General features: G+C 44.4%; 16 protein-coding genes. 10 read left to right on the forward strand and 6 right to left on the reverse strand.

From position 1 onward, the window contains the following. Positions 1-89 precede the first annotated feature (89 nt). Positions 90-803: a trehalose operon repressor gene (treR, locus tag J1C91_RS03145; protein ID WP_032912580.1), complete on the reverse strand. Its 714-nt coding sequence runs from the start codon at positions 801-803 to the stop codon at positions 90-92. A gap of 187 nt (positions 804-990) precedes the next feature. Here treR and treP point away from each other — a divergent pair, with 187 nt between their 5' ends. The 8 genes from treP to J1C91_RS03185 all read left to right on the forward strand — a co-directional run bounded on the left by treP (position 991) and on the right by J1C91_RS03185 (position 10,830). Next, complete coding sequence (gene treP / locus J1C91_RS03150) at positions 991-3,036, forward strand: PTS system trehalose-specific EIIBC component (protein WP_002909131.1); 2,046 nt, start codon at positions 991-993, stop codon at positions 3,034-3,036. 72 nt (positions 3,037-3,108) lie between these two features. Beyond that, positions 3,109-4,740, forward strand: coding sequence for an alpha,alpha-phosphotrehalase (treC, locus tag J1C91_RS03155; RefSeq protein WP_002909133.1), 1,632 nt, complete (start codon positions 3,109-3,111; stop codon positions 4,738-4,740). 187 nt (positions 4,741-4,927) lie between these two features. Continuing rightward, entirely contained in the window at positions 4,928-7,177 is a 2,250-nt protein-coding gene (locus J1C91_RS03160; protein WP_125438246.1) for an endonuclease/exonuclease/phosphatase family protein, read from the forward strand. A 225-nt stretch (positions 7,178-7,402) separates the two neighbouring features. After that, positions 7,403-8,212 (forward strand): pyruvate formate-lyase-activating protein, encoded by an 810-nt coding sequence (pflA, locus tag J1C91_RS03165; RefSeq protein WP_002894645.1) that lies wholly within the window; start codon positions 7,403-7,405, stop codon positions 8,210-8,212. A gap of 139 nt (positions 8,213-8,351) precedes the next feature. Next, entirely contained in the window at positions 8,352-9,287 is a 936-nt protein-coding gene (locus J1C91_RS03170; protein WP_125438243.1) for a manganese-dependent inorganic pyrophosphatase, read from the forward strand. Between the two features lie 89 nt (positions 9,288-9,376). Beyond that, a complete protein-coding gene (locus J1C91_RS03175) occupies positions 9,377-9,889 on the forward strand; it encodes a YiiX/YebB-like N1pC/P60 family cysteine hydrolase (protein WP_125438240.1) in 513 nt (170 codons plus the stop codon). Further along, positions 9,882-10,535 (forward strand): DUF1803 domain-containing protein, encoded by a 654-nt coding sequence (locus J1C91_RS03180; RefSeq protein ID WP_002909137.1) that lies wholly within the window; start codon positions 9,882-9,884, stop codon positions 10,533-10,535. The genes J1C91_RS03175 and J1C91_RS03180 overlap by 8 nt, the downstream gene beginning before the upstream one ends. Before the next feature lie 100 nt (positions 10,536-10,635). Further along, positions 10,636-10,830 carry a CsbD family protein gene (locus J1C91_RS03185; RefSeq protein ID WP_002909139.1) on the forward strand — a complete coding sequence of 65 codons (195 nt, stop codon included), beginning with the start codon at positions 10,636-10,638 and terminating at the stop codon, positions 10,828-10,830. 27 nt (positions 10,831-10,857) lie between these two features. On the opposite strand, the gene J1C91_RS03190 is transcribed toward J1C91_RS03185, so the two are convergent. From J1C91_RS03190 to J1C91_RS03205, 4 genes are all read right to left on the reverse strand, one after another. Further along, a complete protein-coding gene (locus J1C91_RS03190; protein ID WP_111675456.1) occupies positions 10,858-11,862 on the reverse strand; it encodes a FecCD family ABC transporter permease in 1,005 nt (334 codons plus the stop codon). Beyond that, positions 11,852-12,871 (reverse strand): FecCD family ABC transporter permease, encoded by a 1,020-nt coding sequence (locus J1C91_RS03195; RefSeq protein ID WP_125438237.1) that lies wholly within the window; start codon positions 12,869-12,871, stop codon positions 11,852-11,854. Before J1C91_RS03195 ends, J1C91_RS03190 begins: the two co-directional genes overlap by 11 nt. 99 nt (positions 12,872-12,970) lie before the next feature. Then, positions 12,971-13,906, reverse strand: a complete 936-nt coding sequence (locus J1C91_RS03200) for an iron-hydroxamate ABC transporter substrate-binding protein (RefSeq protein WP_032911869.1) — start codon at positions 13,904-13,906, stop codon at positions 12,971-12,973. Between the two features lie 78 nt (positions 13,907-13,984). Further along, positions 13,985-14,770, reverse strand: a complete 786-nt coding sequence (locus J1C91_RS03205) for an ABC transporter ATP-binding protein (protein WP_002909150.1) — start codon at positions 14,768-14,770, stop codon at positions 13,985-13,987. A 220-nt stretch (positions 14,771-14,990) separates the two neighbouring features. Here J1C91_RS03205 and J1C91_RS03210 point away from each other — a divergent pair, with 220 nt between their 5' ends. Next, entirely contained in the window at positions 14,991-15,746 is a 756-nt protein-coding gene (locus tag J1C91_RS03210; protein ID WP_032912396.1) for a CPBP family intramembrane glutamic endopeptidase, read from the forward strand. A gap of 45 nt (positions 15,747-15,791) precedes the next feature. On the opposite strand, the gene J1C91_RS03215 is transcribed toward J1C91_RS03210, so the two are convergent. Next, positions 15,792-17,237 (reverse strand): UDP-N-acetylmuramoyl-L-alanyl-D-glutamate--L-lysine ligase, encoded by a 1,446-nt coding sequence (locus tag J1C91_RS03215; RefSeq protein ID WP_125438234.1) that lies wholly within the window; start codon positions 17,235-17,237, stop codon positions 15,792-15,794. A gap of 86 nt (positions 17,238-17,323) precedes the next feature. Between J1C91_RS03215 and J1C91_RS03220 the strand changes: the two genes are divergently transcribed. Further along, positions 17,324-18,952 (forward strand): putative polysaccharide biosynthesis protein, encoded by a 1,629-nt coding sequence (locus tag J1C91_RS03220; protein WP_002909153.1) that lies wholly within the window; start codon positions 17,324-17,326, stop codon positions 18,950-18,952. The last annotated feature ends 65 nt before the right edge of the window (positions 18,953-19,017 follow it).

The following is a 19,017-nucleotide window of genomic DNA, read 5'->3' on the forward strand; positions in this document are numbered from 1 at the left end:
AACAAAGCAGCCTTAGACTACTCATAAAAGAAATCACCTCTGCCAGCTGGAAGGCAGAGGTGGTTTTGTGGTCTGGATGGAAATCAAGGTTATTCTTTCTGACGCTTAGCAAAATCCACAAAGCGAAATTTGTCTAGCTTGTGCCGGCTCTCAGTATATTGAAACTGGCGGCCGTCTGCCAGATAGACCTGAGACTTGACAGAGACGACTTGCTGGTCCTTGCCTAGGTCCATGAGAATCTTGTCTTGGTCATTGGCGTGGTCAATGGTAAATTCCTTTTTGGCATAAGCGATTTTGAGCTTTAAGTCATTTTCCAAATAGGCGTAAATGGATTGCTCACCGATTTCCCTTGTCAAGTCAGGGACGATGCCCTTGTCTAAATAGTCAATATCTAGTACAGAGGCGACTTGGTCCACAACGCGCTGACGGACGATTCGCCAAACCAGTCGGTAAGGAGGGAAGCCAGTGATGTCGGACAATTTCTGGTCTACGGTAATCTTTTCCAAGCTGACAACATTGGTTTTGGACTGCATATTATTCTGTCTGACTACTTCTTGATAGCTGGTTAACTTAGACACAGGAAAGTCAAACTGTTCTTGCTTGATGACTTTGGAACCTTGTCCGCGGACTTTTTCAATCAATCCTTCTTCCTGCAGCAGGGCCAGAGCCTTGCGTACCGTGTCGCGGCTGACCTTGTAGTCTTCTGTCAGCTGATGTTCGCTGGGCAAGAAGTCCCCGACTGCATATCGTTCCTCTAAAATATCTTTCTCAATCTGTTTGAATAATTGTTTGTATTTCTTCATCATAAACTTCACTTGTTTTCTTTTTTGCATACAACATAGAAAATTTTATCAAAAATGAGGGATATTTTCAACAAACAACTTGCCTACATCTTTGAAATCGATTACAATTATTTGCAGAGATGTGTTGAAAAACTAACTCTTAAAAAATATAAGGAGAGTGCTGGATTCTCATTCAGCCAGTAGTCAAATGGGAAAATTTGAGAAGGAAGCCAAAGATTTGCTAGATGCAATCGGCGGCAAAGAGAATGTCACAGCAGTTAGTCATTGCGCAACGCGGATGCGATTTGTACTTGGCGATGATAAAAAGGCCAATGTCAAGGCCATTGAGGCAATCCCAGTGGTCAAGGGAACTTTCACAAATGCTGGGCAATTCCAAGTCATCATTGGAAATGATGTGCCAATCTTTTACAATGACTTCACTGCTGTATCAGGTATTGAGGGAGTATCAAAAGAAGCAGCCAAGTCTGCTGCTAAGAGCAAGCAAAATCCCCTTCAGCGGGTTATGGCCACTCTGGCAGAAATTTTTACACCCTTGATTCCAGCCTTGATTGTCGGAGGGTTGATACTGGGCTTCCGCAATGTCCTTGAGGGTGTGCATATTGAAGCTTTGGGGAGAAAGATTGTTGACGGAGTTGCACAAGTAAAAAATGGACAGCCAGTTTATAATACAATTGTTGATGTATCTAAATTCTGGAGCAATGTCAACGACTTTCTTTGGCTGCCGGCACAAGCAGTGTTCCACTTCTTACCAGTGGGGATTACTTGGTCTATCTCCCGTAAGATGGGAACCAGTCAGATTCTTGGGATTGTCTTAGGGATTTGTTTGGTTTCTCCACATTTGCTGAATGCTTATGATGTAGCCAATACCTCTAAAGCTGTGATTGCTAAAGACTTCACTTGGTATTTTGGAATACTTAAGTTTCACAAATATGGTTACCAAGGTCAGGTCATTCCAGCTCTCTTGTCTGGTCTGTCTCTCTCTTACTTAGAAATTTTCTGGCGTAAACGGATTCCAGAAGTGATTTCTATGATTTTTGTTCCTTTGCTTTCTCTGCTTCCAGCTCTGATTTTGGCTCACACGGTTTTAGGTCCTTTTGGCTGGTGGGTTGGACAAGGCATGTCTAAGTTCGTATTTCTTGGTTTGACAGGTTCATTCAAATGGTTGTTTGGTGCAGTATTTGGTGCCCTTTATGCTCCGTTTGTGATTACAGGTCTCCACCATATGACCAATGCCATTGATACACAGTTAGCCAATGATTATGGAGGCACAGCTCTTTGGCCAATGATTGCTCTGTCTAATATTGCTCAAGGTTCAGCTGTATTTGCCTACTATCTCATGCATCGTCGTGATGAAAGAGAGGCACAAATTTCGCTTCCAGCAACCATTTCTGCTTACCTTGGAGTTACTGAGCCAGCTCTCTTCGGGGTCAATGTCAAGTACGTTTATCCATTTGTTGCCGGGATGATTGGATCTTCAATTGCTGGAGTTTTATCCCTTAACTTTAATGTTACAGCAACTGGTATTGGTGTAGGGGGCTTACCAGCTATCCTTTCTATTCAGGCAAACTACTGGCTTCCTTTCCTTCTAGTTATGCTTGTAGCAATTCTTGTACCAATGTTCCTGACTTTCTTTTTCCACAAGACAGGCTTCTTGACGAAGGCAGAGGAAGATCCAGAATTGCAGGCAGAGTTTGCAGCTCAGGAGGAGGCAGAATTTGCCGGGCCATCCAAAGCCGAGTCATCTCCAGAGGTGCAAGCAGCTGATTCATTGACCCCTGTAACAATCACCAGTCCGCTGGCAGGAGAAGTCAAAGAATTGAGTCAGGCAACGGATCCAGTCTTTGCACAAGGTTTGATGGGGCGTGGAGTTGTCATTGTACCTAGCCAAGGTGAGTTGGTTTCACCAGTTAATGGTAGAGTAACAGTCTTCTTCCCAACCAAGCATGCCATCGGTATCTTGTCAGATGAAGGGGTTGAAATCCTGATGCATATCGGAATGGACACTGTTAATCTGGAGGGCAAAGGCTTTGAAGGTTATGTGTCTCAGGGAGATAAGGTCAAGGTTGGCGACAAACTCATTTCCTTTAATATAGACATGATCAAGAAAGCAGGCTATGTAACAGAAACACCAGTCATCATTACGAACTCAGACAAGTATCAGGTGGAGGTGCTTGAACAACTTCCTCGGGTAGTTGAGCGAGGCAGCCAATTGATGACAGCTAATCCGCTTTAAAGAAAAATGAAATGACTTATAGAAAGGGACGGTGCTTTAAAATCTGTCCCTTTTCTCAAAAAAGGAGAAAATATGACACTTGATAAAACAAAGGTTGTCTACCAAATTTATCCAAAATCTTTTAAAGACACGACTGGCAACGGTTTGGGAGATTTTCGCGGGATTATTGAAAACCTTCCTTACCTGAAAGAGTTGGGAGTGGACATGATCTGGCTCAATCCTTTCTATCCGAGTCCACAGAGGGACAACGGTTACGATATTTCTGATTACACTGCGGTAGACCCTATCTTTGGGGATATGGCAGATTTCGAAGAGATGGTCAAGGTCGGCCAGCAGCATGGTATTGACTTTATGCTAGACATGGTTCTTAACCACTGCTCGATTGAGCATGAGTGGTTCCAAAAGGCACTGGCTGGGGATTCCTACTATCAGGACTTCTTTATCCTGCGGGATGAGCCGACGGACTGGCTGTCCAAGTTTGGCGGCAGTGCCTGGGCGCCATTTGGCGATACGGGCAAATATTATCTGCATCTTTATGATGTCACTCAAGCTGACCTCAATTGGCGCAACCCCAATGTTCGTCAAGAGCTCTTTAAAGTGGTGAATTTTTGGCGAGACAAAGGAGTCAAGGGCTTCCGCTTTGATGTCATCAATGTTATCGGAAAAGATGAGGTGCTGACGGACTGTCCTGAGCAGGATGGCAAGCCAGCCTATACTGATAAGCCAATCGTGCATGACTATCTGCGTATGATGAACGAAGCAACTTTTGGTCAGGATGATTCCTTTATGACGGTTGGCGAAATGAGTGCTACGACGATTGAAAATTGCATCCTTTACACCGCACCAGATCGTCAGGAACTGTCCATGGCTTTTAATTTCCATCATCTTAAGGTGGACTATGAGGATGGACAGAAGTGGACGCTTAAGGCTTTTGACTTTGAAGAGTTAAAACGCCTCTTCCATACTTGGGGCAAGGAAATGAGTGATCATGATGGCTGGTCAGCTCTCTTTTGGAACAACCATGATCAGCCGCGAGCTCTCAACCGCTTCGTCGATGTAGAGAATTTCCGCAATGAAGGAGCGACCATGTTGGCAGCCAGTATTCATCTGTCGCGCGGGACGCCTTATATCTACATGGGTGAGGAGATTGGTATGGTGGATCCTGACTATGACTCCATGGAAGATTATGTGGATGTCGAGTCTGTCAATGCTTATCAGAGTCTGCTTGCTGAAGGGCAATCGCCAGAAGCAGCCTTCAGGATTATCAAGGCTAAATCTCGTGATAATTCTCGGACGCCTATGCAGTGGGATGATTCGGTCAATGCAGGTTTTACAACAGGAACTCCATGGCTGAAGGTGGGCAAATCCTATCCTCTCATCAATGTGGAAAATGAAATCAAGGGCTCGATTTTTACCTTTTATCAGAAATTGATTGCCCTACGTAAGGAATTGCCTATCATCGCAGAGGGCAGCTATCAGCCAGCCTATGAGGACAGTCCCCAGGTCTATGCTTTTGAGCGGGAGTGGCGAGGCCAAAAGCTTTTAGTCCTTAACAATTTTTATGCTGATCCGATTACGGTGGACATCCTACCAGACTATCAAAGCGGTCAGGTTCTCCTATCCAATTACGGCAAGACTCGGATTGACCATGTGATGACCCTGCAGCCATACGAAACCTTGGCAATCTTAGTAGGGGAAAACTAAAGTCTCGAAAGAATCTGGAAATGTTTCCAGATTCTTTTTTCTGTGTTTGGCCAGCCTAGACAAGTATTTTTGTGAAGAGAGAGAAACTAATACAGAATTTTAAGAAAGCCTTTGCAAATTCTGTGTCTTTTCTTTATAATAAAAATTAAATAGGATAATATACATTTATACAGAAAAGGAGAAGTTCATGAAAAAACAAGTTTCTTACAGGCAGCTCTTTCCCATAGCGGTCTTGCTAGCTGCTTTTCTATCTCTGCTTTTTTCTGTCCAACCAGTCGGAGCAGAAGAAGCGGTAAGTTCGTCGACTTCTGAGGCGGCTGCTCTTACAGAGAATCCGGCTGTAAGTGATGCGTCGGTTGCCAGTCAAGCAGAAAGCTCTCCTGCAGAATCGGGAGAGTCAAGGGCAACTTCTGAAGAGGCAGTGGAAAAGGCAGACCAAGCTCCTGCTGCAGCACAGGCCGCGGTTAGCGGACCTGAAGTTGTACCCAATGTGGGAACAATTCAAGGAGAATCACAAGCCTCTCCCTATGAGGACAAAGAGGTTCAAGTCTCCAATGTAGTTGTGACGAAAACAGACCGTTATGGTTTTTATGTTCAAGACCTGACTCCTGATGGAAATAGCAGGACTTCTGATGCTCTTTATGTTGTTTCTAAAGAAAAAGTTGATGTTGGAGACAAACTTAGTCTTGAAGGACGCGTCAAAGAGGGCTATATGGAAGAGCTCAGCGTTCGTCAGGGGCAAACCTTCAACAAGCCCATTGATAGTTTGACTGTCACCATGCTGATGGCTTCTAAAGTGACCAAGGAAGGGAAAGCTGATTTGCCTGCTCCAGTAGACATCGTGTCTAATATGCCTCAGGATACGGTCGATAAGGATATTAATAATTATCAGCCTCAAAGTGAAGCGTTGGACTACTGGGAAAGTTTGGAAGGAATGTTGACGACGGTGAAGAAACCGCATATTCTGGGACCTCAGTACCGAGGCGATGTTTATGTCTTGCCTGAAGGCTACCAAGCCTTGCCATTAAACAATATCGGCGGTCTCAATCTTCGTCCAAACGCTCAAAATACCGCAACCATTCCAGTCTATGTTGGCAATAAATTCATTGCCAAGGCCAAGGATTATTTCAATGGTGATGTGGTCGGAGTCGTGACCTATCGTGGGAAGATTTATAAGTTGGAGTCAACTCAGCTGCCTGATTTGGTGGACGGTGGCTTGCAGAGACAGGTTTCTCCTATCTATCCAAGCGAGGACAAGCTGACCATTGCTTCCTACAATATCGAGAATTTTTCTGCTAATGCTAAAAAAGGTGAAACACCTGAGGAAAAAGTGACTAGAATCGCTAATTCCTTCATCAATGAAATCCATAGTCCAGATATCATCACGCTCATCGAGGTTCAAGATGAGAATGGCAGTGTCAATGACGGAACGACCAGTGGTGTCAAAAGTGGCGAGAAACTAGCGGCTCGCATCAAAGAACTGGGAGGTAAAACTTACAAGTACACTGAAGTTGCCCCACTTGACGGTCAAGATGGCGGCAAGCCTGGCTCTAATATCCGCGTGGCCTTTCTCTACGATCCAAATCGGGTGAAGTTAGTCGAAAAAGAAGCCGGTATGAGTGACGAAGCAGCTAGCTTCTCCGGTGGCCATTTGGTTAAGAATCCTGCCCGGATTGCTCCAACAAATCCAGCCTTTACCAAGGTCCGTAAATCCTTGGCAGCTGAGTTTGAATTTAAGGGACAGCATATCGTTATTATCGCCAATCATTTGAAGTCCAAGATTGGGGATGACGCCGTTTATGGCTCCGCTCAGCCAGCAGTTCAGCATACGCAGGCTGCTCGGATAGAGCAGGCTAAAATTTTAAATAGCTTTGTTCAGGAAGGACTGAGACAAAATCCTAACCTTAAGTTTGTGCTGACTGGTGATTTCAATGATTTTGAATTTTCCGAAACAGCTAAAGCACTGGCGGGCAATGAACTGATTAATCTCATGCAGGAACATGATGCGGCTGACCGTTATTCCTACTTCTACCGCGGCAGCAACCAAAGCTTGGATAACATTTTCATTTCGAAGAACCTGGCAGGCAAGGCTGTCTTTGCGCCTGTACATATCAATGCCTCTTTCATGGAAGAACATGGCAGAGCTTCAGACCATGATCCAGTAGTGGTGCAGCTGGACTTTTCTAAGGATGTTGCAGCTTCAACATCTGACAGCTCCCAACCGTCTCAATCAACTGGACAATCTTCTGCAGCAGTAGAACAAGGAGCTCCGTCTCAGACCAATTCTCCATCGTCCAATCAAACTGGACAAGGTCAGACAGCTGGCAGCAAGAAGAAGGGACTCCCGCAGACCGGCCAAAATAACAGTGGCTGGGCAGTCTTGGGATTGACCCTGCTAATGTTTGCTTTTACTCTCAAAAAGAGAAGCAGAAATTAACTAAAATCATTTTAAAAAGCGAAATCAGGGTGGAATAAAGATTCTGCCCTGATTTTTTGCTTGCCTACTGCTTTCGACCTAAAGTTTTATCTGTTGTAAAACACTGAAAATGAAACTGAAAAACAGTTTGTTTTCTAAAAAATAGGCAAATTAAGTCTATTTTTGCTTTAATCATGTTATAATGTAGTTAGTTATAAAACGTTTTCAGAGTTAAGAGGTTGCGCGATGGTTGAAGAGAAAATTGAAGAAGCAGTTGATTATGGAAAGGTAACGGGCATGGTCCACTCCACTGAAAGTTTTGGAGCTGTTGATGGACCGGGTATCCGTTTTATTGTCTTTTTGCAGGGATGCCACATGCGCTGCCAGTACTGCCATAATCCGGACACATGGGAGATGGAGACCAACAAATCTCAGCTGCGGACAGTGGATGATGTCTTGCAAGAAGCCCTCCGTTATAAGGGCTTCTGGGGCAATAAAGGCGGTATCACCGTCAGTGGTGGAGAAGCCTTGCTGCAGATTGATTTTTTGATTGCCTTCTTTACCAAGGCTAAGGAGCTGGGCATCCACTGTACATTGGATACCTGTGCCCTACCCTTCAGAAATACGCCTCGCTATCTGAAAAAATTTGATAAGCTTATGGCAGTGACGGATTTAGTCCTGCTTGATATCAAGGAGATTAACGAAGAACAGCACAAAATTGTGACCAGCCAGACCAACAAGAATATCTTGGCTTGTGCCAAGTACCTGTCTGACATTGGAAAGCCAGTCTGGATACGCCATGTCTTGGTGCCGGGATTGACCGACCGCGATGATGACTTGATTGAGCTGGGTAAGTTTGTTAAGACACTGAAGAATGTTGATAAGTTTGAAATTCTACCTTACCATACCATGGGAGAATTCAAATGGCGGGAGCTGGGTATCCCTTACAAGCTGGAAGGAGTTAAGCCTCCAACAGCTGATCGGGTCAAGAATGCCAAGGAACTCATGCAGACTGAATCCTATACAGAGTATATGAATCGGGTACATAATAGCTAATCTACTTTGAGTATGAATTAATGGGCTGGTGGGCTAACCAGTCCATTTTTCTTCAGAAAATGCCCTTCTGCTTTTGTGAAATGCCTGTAATTGTGGTAAAATAAATGCAATAAACATTATATAAAAGAAGAGGTTTATCATGTCTAAAATTTTAGTTTTCGGTCACCAAAATCCTGACTCAGATGCCATTGGTTCATCTTACGCTTTTGCTTACTTGGCTCGCGAAGCTTATGGCTTGGATACAGAAGTTGTTGCTCTGGGTGAGCCTAATGAAGAAACAGCCTTTGTTTTGGATTACTTTGGCGTGGCAGCACCGCGCGTGATTACATCTGCAAAGGCAGAGGGAGCTGAGCAAGTTATCTTGACTGACCACAATGAATTCCAGCAGTCTGTGGCAGATATTGCAGAAGTTGAAGTTTATGGCGTGGTGGACCACCACCGTGTAGGCAACTTTGAAACAGCTAGTCCCCTTTACATGCGCTTGGAGCCAGTGGGATCTGCTTCCTCTATTGTTTACCGCATGTTCAAGGAGCACGGTGTAGCAGTTCCAAAAGAAATTGCAGGATTGATGCTGTCAGGTTTGATCTCTGATACTCTCTTGCTCAAGTCACCAACTACCCACCCGACTGACAAGGCCATTGCACCAGAATTGGCTGAGCTGGCTGGTGTCAACTTGGAAGAGTATGGATTGGCTATGCTCAAGGCAGGCACAAACTTGGCTAGCAAGTCTGCAGAAGAGTTGATTGACATTGATGCTAAAACCTTTGAATTGAACGGAAACAATGTCCGTGTGGCACAGGTCAACACAGTTGATATTGCCGAAGTTTTGGAGCGTCAGGCAGAAATCGAAGCAGCTATTGAGAAAACAAACGCTGAAAATGGTTACTCTGACTTCGTCTTGATGATTACAGACATTATCAACTCAGACTCAGAGATTCTGGCTATCGGAAGCAATATGGACAAGGTCGAAGCAGCCTTTAACTTTGTTCTTGAAAACAACCATGCTTTCCTTGCAGGCGCTGTTTCTCGTAAGAAGCAAGTGGTGCCTCAACTGACAGAAAGTTTTAATGCTTAAAGAGCTCATTTGACGAAAAAATTACTAGAAGGGGCTATTCCCCTCATACCTAAAAGGAGTCTTGACTCCTTTTTTGATAGGTGAGAAAAATGAAGATTCAAGATTTACAAGATGGAGATTTGATTTTTACAGTCGGATCTTCAGAAATTGCTGCTGCAATCCGAGCAGCAACTGGTTCATACAGTCATGTGGCCATCTTTTTTAATGGTGAGATTTATCATGCAACCCATGAGAATGGTGTTGTCAATCAGAATTTGTCTGATTTTTTGCAGGATGAGGATGTTTATGACGTGTATCGCTATCCAGCTATTGAAGCAGAAGCTGTCTTTAAAAGGGCCAAATTACATCTAGGAAAGTCATACAATTTCAGCTTTTATCCTCAGTCCGATGGTTTTTACTGTTCGGAGTATATTGCGGAAATTTTGCCGATTTTTGATACGATTCCCATGCAGTTTGGAGACGAGGAAAATCTAATTTCTGATTTTTGGCAGGAGTATTATCGGGACTTGGGCTTAGCGGTTCCCCTAGATCAGCCTGGGACGAATCCTAGCCAGTTGGCTCAGTCAAGAACACTCATCTACAAAGGAGAACTCCATGATTAAAATTATCAATCCCAGCCGTTTGACGCACCAGCCTTTTTTTCAGGAGCTGATTGATTATTTGGATCAGCATGAGGAAGTGATTCTGCGGGAGATTAAGCGAGAGTTTGAGGGCGTGGCTAATATTGACCGCTCAATAGAGGACTATATCAAGGCTGGCTACATCAAGCGGGAGAACAAGCGATATTACCTGACGCTGCCTCTTTTGGAAAGTTTGGAGGATGTGCGTTTGGATCAGGAAGTCTTTATTCGTGATGATAGTCCCCTCTATCAGGAACTTTTGGAGCTGCGCTTTGAGACCCAGCTTTCCAATCAGACCAATGCGGCTGTTTTGCTGGAAGAGACAGATTTTCTGCGGGATAAGCTGACCTTGGCTAATTATTTTTACAAGATGCAGCGCCAATATCCGCTGTCTGAGACACAAAAGCCTCTCTATGCTGTTTTGGGCGATGTCAATCCAGAGTATGCACTCAAGTACATGACGACCTTTCTTCTCAAGTATGTCCGCAAGGATGAGCTCATGCAGAAGCGGCGGGACATTTTTGTCGATAGCCTAGTAATCTTGGGCTATATCCGGCAAAACGAAGCAGGCAAGTATGAGTTACAGGCCAGCTTTGATAAGGAGAGATTGACTTTCCAGCTGCACTGATTTTCTCATAGAATGAGCAGAATATTTGACCTTTGAAAAGAAAAAACTTATACTACTGTAAACGGTATCAAATACTGTAAAAAAGAACGGAGGCAATCATATGTCACTAGAAAATAAATTCGATCAAGCTAAGGGCGCTGTTAAAGAAGGCCTAGGAAAAGTTACCGGCGATAACAAGACAAAAGCAGAGGGCGTTGTTGAAAAAACAGTTGCTAAAGCAAAAGAAGTTGCTGAAGATGCTAAAGAAGCTGTAGAAGGTGCTGTAGAAGGAATCAAAAACAGCTTGGATAAATAAAAAACAATCAGTCGATTATTCGGCTGATTATTTTTTTTGCTGATACATAAGGTAGAGGAAATAGGGGGCTCCAATAATGGAAATCAAAATGCCTGTCGGGACTGAGCTTCCGATGAGGAAGGTTCTTGTGATCGTATCTGCCCCTGTCATGATAAAGGCACCTAGCAGCATGGCGGCTGGAAAGAGTAAGCGATGATCGCTGGGTAGGAATCGTTTGCTGATATGGCTAGCCAACATACCGATGAAGACTATATTTCCAGCTAGAGATAGGCTAAAGGCGACGAGAGCACTGGCTAATAACAGGGTTATTTGCCGCTCTCTTTTTAGATGAAGCCCCAGGCCTAGAGCTGTTTCTTCATTTAGACTGAGGATATTGAGCTTGTGGGAGCGCAGATAGGTCAGCAGCCAGAATAAAAGCAAGAAGGGGCCAGCAATAGCTAGACTTTCCCAGTTATTACCCGTAATCTTACCAGCTAGCCAGCTAACTACATAAGTCAGTTTATTCTGATTAACACGGCCAGTGATTGCAATCATACTGGAAGACAGGATGGTTGACAAGGTCACACCAGCGATAATGTGCTTGACAGGGCTGATTGCTTGGCCTTTTTGATGTGAGATCAGGTAAATAAGGGCTACAGTCAGCATACCGCCAAAGGTTGCGATAAAGGGAAGATAGCGAATATAGAAAGGATCAGTCACTTCTAGCTTGCTGATAGCAAGAGTAATGATAACACCAGCTCCGGCATTGATTCCCAAGGTTCCCGAATCGGCAAGTGGGTTTCGGGTAAAGGTCTGCAGCAGTACACCGCTCATCCCTAGCGAAGCTCCTGCTAGAAGGCAGACCAGAATTCGAGGCAGGCGGATCTGCTCCATGATAAAGGTGCTGCCATCATCTCCTTGCCCCAGCAGATATCGAAAAGCTTCACCGACGTTAAATTCCTGATCGCCTGATGATAGAGACAGTAGGAAAATTAGGAAAGTCAGGAGGCTGAGGCTTACTAGAACCAAAAGAATCCGTTTTTTATCTCTCATAGAAGGCCCCCTTTCTCATCAGCCACAGGAAGACTGGCAGCGTAACGAGACTGATAATAGAGCTAAGAGGCAGACCGACCATATGACTTGCAGCAAAATCACAGATCAGTAGAAAGAGCGCACCTGTTAGCATCGTTAGAGGCAGGATTTTTTGGTAGTTCTTTCCGCTGATGGTTTTGACAAAGTGCGGAATAATCAGTCCGACGAGAGCTAGGCTTCCTACTAAGGCAACGGCTGCCGCTGATAACAGTAGAACAATACTCAGAAAGAACAGGGTTATCTGAGTTGTTCGCTGGCCTAAGCCCTTGGCTACTGTTTCATTGAGGCTGAGAATGGTTAGTTGGTGAGAAAATAGTTGAGCTAGTAAGAGGCCTAATAAGATAAAGGGAGCAATGATTTGCAGCATTTTCCAATTGGTTCCTAGAAGTCCTCCAGCCTGCCAACCGATGACAGCATTGGTCAGGTTGAGATAAATGGTCAAGCCTTGTCCGATAGCGGTCAGGAGTGTTGTTACCATGGCACCGGATAAGACAAGACGTAGTTGCTCAAAACCTTTTCTAGGATGGTAGGAGAGGCTAAAAACCAGAATACTGGCTAGACAGGCTCCTGCAAGTGAGAGCAGGAGGATGCTACTGTAGTGTATACTCTTAGAAAAGGCATAACCGCAGATGAGCGCTAGGCCAGCTCCAGAGTTGATCCCCAAAAGTCCTGGGTCAGCAATGGCATTGCGGGTAATTCCCTGCATGATGGCTCCTGAAACGGCCAAGCTAGCTCCGACTAGCAGAGCTGCAATTCCTCTAGGTAAGCGCAGATCTATGATGATGTTCTGGGCTGGACTTTCCTTGAAAGGATGGCTCAGCGTTTCTATCAGTTGCCGATGGGAGTAGCTGGGAATGCCAAAGCGCAGGTAGAGATAGAGTCCGCCAATCAGCAGGAGAATGAGGGAGAAAAAAACAAGCCAAAAGATGTTTGGCCTATTTTTTTGAGTAAAGAGTGTATGAAGCGTCATCTGGAATCCTTTATATAGTCGAAAATCAAATAGCTGTCATGAGATATATCGCTTACTAGCAATGTTTTTTACTAGTCTAAGTTTTCTGCAAGGAATGGCCTAGTTCATTTTTTCAAGGCCATCTTGAATGGTTTTGAGTTCGTATTCAAGTGTCAATGGATCGTTGAAATAAAAGGCATTGGCATCCACTTTTAAGATATGATTCTGTTGAACAGCGGGAATAGATTTCCAAACATCGCTTTCGTAAAGAGCGCTGCCTGTTTTATCATCTTCAGCTGCAACCAGGACATAATCGCCAATGTACTCACTCACCGTTTCTTGGCTGACTTGCAAGTAGCCACTTGGGAATACTTCATCCTTCACCTTTTGTGGGGCATCAAATCCCAGAGACTTGTAGATAACTTCTCCGCCTCGTCCCCAGTTGTTACCGAAGAGATAGATTTCCTTTTCATATAGCCCGACAACCGTGAAAGTGACATTTTGTCCCAGCTTTTCTTTTAACTGCTTGCCAATATCAGCTGTTTTGCTCTTCCAATCGGCAATCCATTGATCAGCTTCTTTTTCCTTACCAAAGATTTGGCCAAAGCGATTCAGGATTTCTAAATAGTCATTTTTTCCATAATCGATGGCAATAGTTGGAGCGATTTTCTTTAGTTCATCGATATTTTTGTCACTGGCATCTACCACGATAAGGTCTGGCTTTTGCTTGGCGATAGACTCCAAATCTTCCGGCATCAGGACCTTGGCATTTTTGACTTTTTCTTTGAGGACAGGATTTTTGGCATCATAGGATGTTACAGTGACAGGGTCGAAACCTAGTTGCAGCAAATAGCCTGTGTAGGTTGAGGAGAGGCTGGCAATCCGTTTTGGATTTTTAGGAATATCGCCGTAGTAGTGGAATCCGTCAATTTTTGGCTTGCTGGGTAGCTCGACCTTGTCTGAAGAGGCAGAGTTTTCAGATTTAGATGAGCTGCCGCAGGCAACTAAAAGGAAGATGGTGACAGTAAGGGTGGCAAATGATAAAAACTTTTTCATTTTTTCCTCCAATTCTATAAAAAGTTTAGAAGCTGTATTCATGAAGCAATATGGAAAACATATCTATGAATACATGACTTATTTAACGAGCTGATAGCTGAGGCAGAGTGGCTTATCTTGAATAGGATCCCGAATAATCTGGGCTTCAATCTGAAAAATGTCTCTCAGAATATCCGAAGTCATGACCTGCTCAACACTTCCTTGATATCGGATATGCCCATTTTTCATAGCGATCAGCTGATGGGAGAAGCGGGCAGCCAAGTTGATGTCATGCAGAACCATGATAATGGTTTTTCCGCTGAGTCGGTTTAGGTCATTCAGCAACTCCAAGATTTCCAGCTGATGATTCATATCCAGATAGGTGGTCGGCTCGTCCAGAAAAATAGTCTCTGTATCTTGAGCTAAAGCCATAGCAATCCAGACGCGCTGGCGCTGACCTCCAGACAAATCATCCACCTGCCAGTCCGAAAATTCGCTGACCTGAGTTGCTTCCATAGCCCAGCAGATTTTTTCCCGGTCTTCTGTACTGAGCCGCCCCAAGCCAGTTTGATGTGGAAAGCGGCCATAAGAGACCAGATCATAGACGGTGATGCCATCGGTTGCCTCCATGGTTTGGGGCAGCAAGGCAATCTTTTGCGCCACCTCCTTGGTCGGCAGTAGGGCGATGGACTGTCCATCCAGAGTTATGCTGCCGGCTTTTGTCGGCAAAATACGGGTAAAAGCCTTGAGAAGCGTGGATTTACCGCAGCCATTGCTACCGATAATAGTTGTAATCTTTCCCTCGGCGAGTTGGCAGTCCAGTCCGTCAATAATAACCTTTTGATTGTAGGCGACCTGGATACTTGCTGCAGAGATAGTGGACATAGACTTCCTTTCTGGCTGATTCTTCTATCAGAATTACATCTTTTATTATACCATAAAAATTTTTCTAAAAAAAGAGTTTTCTGACAATTTAATAAAAATAAAATAAAAAAGTTTTATAAAATTGTAAATAATAAAAATTTAAGCTTTTCATGCTAAGATAGAAATATAAAAAAGAACCTGCAATGATGATATAAATTTACAGGTGGTGAAAGGAGAAATGATGAAATTATTGACAAACCTACGCCCCTCTACGCCTTTGAAAGAGCTGAGGTGGTTTGATATTGCTGTGATTACCCTGCTCATGTTTGGGCAGTTTATTTACCGCTCAACGGAGCTTTATTTAGCTAGCTTTGCACCAGCTTCCAGCACAGGAGCGACTGAAACGGTGACCAATACAGCCACTGAAGGAGCGGCTTTTTCTAGCAATTTCAATTTTCAGCTGCTGATGCTGGTCTTGACCATTCTTTATCTATTGCTCCGGCGCTTTGACTTTAAGCAGCTTCCCATACGTCTGAGCTGGTCGGTTCTCCTCTGGACTCCTCTTATTTTTGTAGCAGTAGGGTTCTTTGGTGACATTGTGACGACGCTGAGCGGCGAGTATAATTACTTTGATCCAACTCTCTGGTCTTATGTAGATGTTCTAGAAATCTTCCGGAAATTTGCTGAACTGACACCTATGGCCATTCTCTACGGACTTCTAAATGGCTTCTATGAGGAATTCTTCTTTCTGGGGCTTATGACCTCTGTTAAGGATAAGTATAAGTGGTGGGCTCTGGCCTACTCTACTATCATTCGGATTTCTTTCCACACCTATCAGGGCATGCTGTGGGCCTTGGTTATCGGAGTGGTGTACGGTCTCTTTTACTATTTCCTTTACAAGTACAAGGTCAAGAACCTCTTGCCTTTCTTTCTCATGCACGCCTTGGCGGATATGTTTGGCTCCAGCTTGATGTACGTTCTGATTAAATGGCGTTAATCTCTACTAAACAAGAATAAAAAGGCGATATGCTCGCCTTTTTTCTTATAAATACTTTTCAGCAAGAGCATAGTCTCCTAGATAGGCTACTTTTTCTCCTTCTACGATTTGGTAAGCATCTGCTCCTTTACCAGCCAGAATGACGGCATCTCCCTCTCGCTCAGTCAGACTGAGAGCTTTTTTGATGGCTTCTTCTCGGTCGGCTATTTTGTCCACTGGATAGGAGATGTAGGATGCGATTTCCTCCGCAATGGCTAGAGGATCTTCATAGTTAGGATCGTCTGCGGTTAAGATAACGGTCAGCTCAGGATGCTGATTAAGTAGGCGACCGAAGTCTTTGCGGCGGCTTTCACCCTTGTTGCCTGTAGCACCTAAGAGGAGGATAATCTTGCCCTTTTGGTGTTCCTCTACCACAGACAGCAGGTTGCTTAGGCTAACACCATTGTGAGCGTAGTCAACGAAGACCTTGGCGCCGTTTTTCTGAGTCAGAACTTCCATACGGCCTGGGACTCGGGTTGCGGCAATTCCTTTTTTGATGTCTTTGAGGCTAGCACCCAGACGCAGACAGGCAAGACCAGCCGCTACTGCATTTTCTTGATTGAAGTGGCCAATGAGCTGGATATCGTAGTGGCCAGCTAACTTACCAGTCGCTTCAAAGCTGAAAGCCCGAGAATCCGTGATAGTGTTACTAGAGCCTGCTCCATAGAAATCGTGTTCCATAGAAGCGACTTGCTCTTTCACGATTTGGAAATGGTCCATGCCGCTATTCACAATAACTGCTCGGCTATTGTCCATCAAAAGCCGTTTATTGTAGAAGTAATCTTCAAAGGTTGGATGCTCAATAGGGCCGATATGGTCTGGGCTGATATTAAGAAAGACACCCACATCAAAGGTTAGGCCATAGACCCGTTTCTTGAGATAAGCCTGACTGGAAACTTCCATGATGAGATGAGTCCGATCATTAGCAAGGGCTTGGGCCATCATTTTAATAAGATCCAGACTCTCTGGTGTGGTCAGAGTTGACTTGAAGAAAGTCTCGCCATCCAAAGTAGTGTTCATAGTCGAGAGCAAAGCAGGCCGATGGCTTTGGGAAAGGATTTGATAGGCAAAATAAGCTGTAGTTGTCTTGCCCTTGGTGCCAGTAAAGGCTAGCAGTTTGAGCTTTTTCTCAGGATGGCCGTAAAATTCCATAGCTAAGAGACTCATGGCCTGCTTGACATCGTTGACCAAGAGGACCGGAATGCCCACTTGAAAGTCTGTCTCGCTGATATAAAAGCGCAGGCCAGCTGAGACGGCTTTTTCTAGAAATTCTTTCTTAAAAGCCTCACCCTTGACAAAAAAGAGGGTAGAGGCATCCGCTTGCCTGCTGTCATAGCTGATACTATCGAAAGTCAAGCCGCTGTAAGAGAAGAAGTATTCTCCGTCTTTGACAATATCACGAAAATTATGGTCTTCTTTTAAAATATCTAATACGGTTTCAATTTTAATCATAAATCTATTGTAAACCTTATGGCTGGGTTTTACAAGAGGCAAGGAAAAGTTTATAATAAAAGAAGAATAAATAGAAGAGGTTTTCTATGAGCCAAGAAACAACAAGCCAGCAGCAGCAGATGCTGCGGGGAACTGCCTGGCTAACTGCCAGCAATTTTATCAGTCGTCTTCTGGGTGCCATCTATATCATTCCTTGGTATATCTGGATGGGCAAGCACGGCGCTGAGGCCAACGGCCTTTTTACTATGGGCTACAATATCTATGCCTGGTTTTTACTGATTTCTACAGCCGGTGTGCCAGTGGCAGTGGCCAAGCAGGTAGCTAAGTACAATACCATTGACAAGGAAGAGCACAGTTTCACTCTCATTCGAGAGTTCCTCAAGTTTATGCTGCTTTTAGGAGCTGTCTTTGCAGTGATTATGTATCTGCTCTCACCAGTTTTCGCTTCTATGTCTGGCGGTGGTTCAGACTTGGTGCCAGTCATGCAGAGTCTGTCTTTGGCTGTTTTGATATTCCCATCAATGAGCGTTATCCGAGGTTTTTTCCAAGGGTTTAACAATCTCAAGCCCTATGCCATCAGTCAGATTGCGGAGCAGGTCATTCGGGTTATCTGGATGCTCCTGACAGCCTTTTTCATCATGAAAATCGGTTCTGGCAACTATGTAGAAGCGGTTACCCAGTCTACCTTCGCCGCTTTTATCGGTATGCTGGCTAGCATGGCTGTCTTAGCCTTCTATCTCTGGAAGACAGGGATGCTGACTTCTATCCTTCATAAGCCTGCTAATGCCGGCGAGATTAACGGCCGTGCCCTGCTCTGGGATACCATTCGGGAGGCCATTCCTTTCATTATCACAGGATCTGCCATTCAGCTTTTTCAGATTATTGACCAAGCTACCTTTATCCATGTCATGGGTTGGATTAGCAAGTACAGCAAATCCGAGCTGCTGGTTCAGTTTGCCTATTTCTCAGCCAATCCTAATAAAATTACCATGATTTTAATTGCAGTGGCTACTTCTATCGGTGGTGTTGGGATTCCGCTTTTGACCGAGAACTATGTCAAAGGTGATTTCCGATCGGCTGCCCGCTTGGTGCAGGATAATCTCAGCATGCTGATTTTCTTTATCTTGCCAGCAACCATTGGTGCTGTTTTGGTAGCGGAACCTCTGTATACTGTCTTCTATGGCAAGCCAGACGGCTTAGCTCTGGGACTTTTCATCTTTGCTATGCTGCAGACCATTATCCTTAGTCTATATACGGTGTTGGCTCCGATGATTCAGGCCCTCTTCCAAAATCGAAAAGCTATTATTTACTTCCTCTATGGAGTAGGAGTCAAGCTGGTGCTGCAAGTACCCTTGATTTATATTTTCAAAGCTTATGGTCCTCTTCTTGCGACGACAGTTGGCTTGATTATCCCAATCCTGCTCATGTATCAGGAAATTCGCAAGGTAACAGGTCTGAATCCTAAGAATCTCTTTAAGCGGAGCCTCCTGTCAGTGATTCTGACAGTTCTGATGATCATCTTTGTCTTGGTGGCAGAGCTGCTCATTGGACTCTTCCTACATCCAAGTGGTCGGATTTCCAGCTTTGTCTATATCGCTCTGATTGGCGGTATCGGTCTTGCTGTCTATGGCGGTCTGGCGCTCAAAGTTCGCCTTATGGATCGCTTTATCGGTTCAAAAGCGGCTAGTCTGCGACGACGCTTTCACATCTATTAAAAAGCCGCAGGGCTTTTTAATTTTTAGATTTGTTTTTCTAAAACTTTAACATTATAGTTTCAAAC

The organism is Streptococcus sanguinis (assembly GCF_050222175.1).
In the GTDB taxonomy this organism is placed as follows: Bacteria; Bacillota; Bacilli; order Lactobacillales; family Streptococcaceae; genus Streptococcus; species Streptococcus sanguinis_M.

What these genes read in the sequence shown, in the direction of transcription:
- treR (WP_032912580.1), bottom strand. Translation starts at nt 803, where the DNA reads ATGAAGAAATACAAACAATTATTCAAACAGATTGAGAAAGATATTTTA.
- treP (WP_002909131.1), top strand. Translation starts at nt 991, where the DNA reads ATGGGAAAATTTGAGAAGGAAGCCAAAGATTTGCTAGATGCAATCGGC.
- treC (WP_002909133.1), top strand. Translation starts at nt 3,109, where the DNA reads ATGACACTTGATAAAACAAAGGTTGTCTACCAAATTTATCCAAAATCT.
- J1C91_RS03160 (WP_125438246.1), top strand. Translation starts at nt 4,928, where the DNA reads ATGAAAAAACAAGTTTCTTACAGGCAGCTCTTTCCCATAGCGGTCTTG.
- pflA (WP_002894645.1), top strand. Translation starts at nt 7,403, where the DNA reads ATGGTTGAAGAGAAAATTGAAGAAGCAGTTGATTATGGAAAGGTAACG.
- J1C91_RS03170 (WP_125438243.1), top strand. Translation starts at nt 8,352, where the DNA reads ATGTCTAAAATTTTAGTTTTCGGTCACCAAAATCCTGACTCAGATGCC.
- J1C91_RS03175 (WP_125438240.1), top strand. Translation starts at nt 9,377, where the DNA reads ATGAAGATTCAAGATTTACAAGATGGAGATTTGATTTTTACAGTCGGA.
- J1C91_RS03180 (WP_002909137.1), top strand. Translation starts at nt 9,882, where the DNA reads ATGATTAAAATTATCAATCCCAGCCGTTTGACGCACCAGCCTTTTTTT.
- J1C91_RS03185 (WP_002909139.1), top strand. Translation starts at nt 10,636, where the DNA reads ATGTCACTAGAAAATAAATTCGATCAAGCTAAGGGCGCTGTTAAAGAA.
- J1C91_RS03190 (WP_111675456.1), bottom strand. Translation starts at nt 11,862, where the DNA reads ATGAGAGATAAAAAACGGATTCTTTTGGTTCTAGTAAGCCTCAGCCTC.
- J1C91_RS03195 (WP_125438237.1), bottom strand. Translation starts at nt 12,871, where the DNA reads ATGACGCTTCATACACTCTTTACTCAAAAAAATAGGCCAAACATCTTT.
- J1C91_RS03200 (WP_032911869.1), bottom strand. Translation starts at nt 13,906, where the DNA reads ATGAAAAAGTTTTTATCATTTGCCACCCTTACTGTCACCATCTTCCTT.
- J1C91_RS03205 (WP_002909150.1), bottom strand. Translation starts at nt 14,770, where the DNA reads ATGTCCACTATCTCTGCAGCAAGTATCCAGGTCGCCTACAATCAAAAG.
- J1C91_RS03210 (WP_032912396.1), top strand. Translation starts at nt 14,991, where the DNA reads ATGAAATTATTGACAAACCTACGCCCCTCTACGCCTTTGAAAGAGCTG.
- J1C91_RS03215 (WP_125438234.1), bottom strand. Translation starts at nt 17,237, where the DNA reads ATGATTAAAATTGAAACCGTATTAGATATTTTAAAAGAAGACCATAAT.
- J1C91_RS03220 (WP_002909153.1), top strand. Translation starts at nt 17,324, where the DNA reads ATGAGCCAAGAAACAACAAGCCAGCAGCAGCAGATGCTGCGGGGAACT.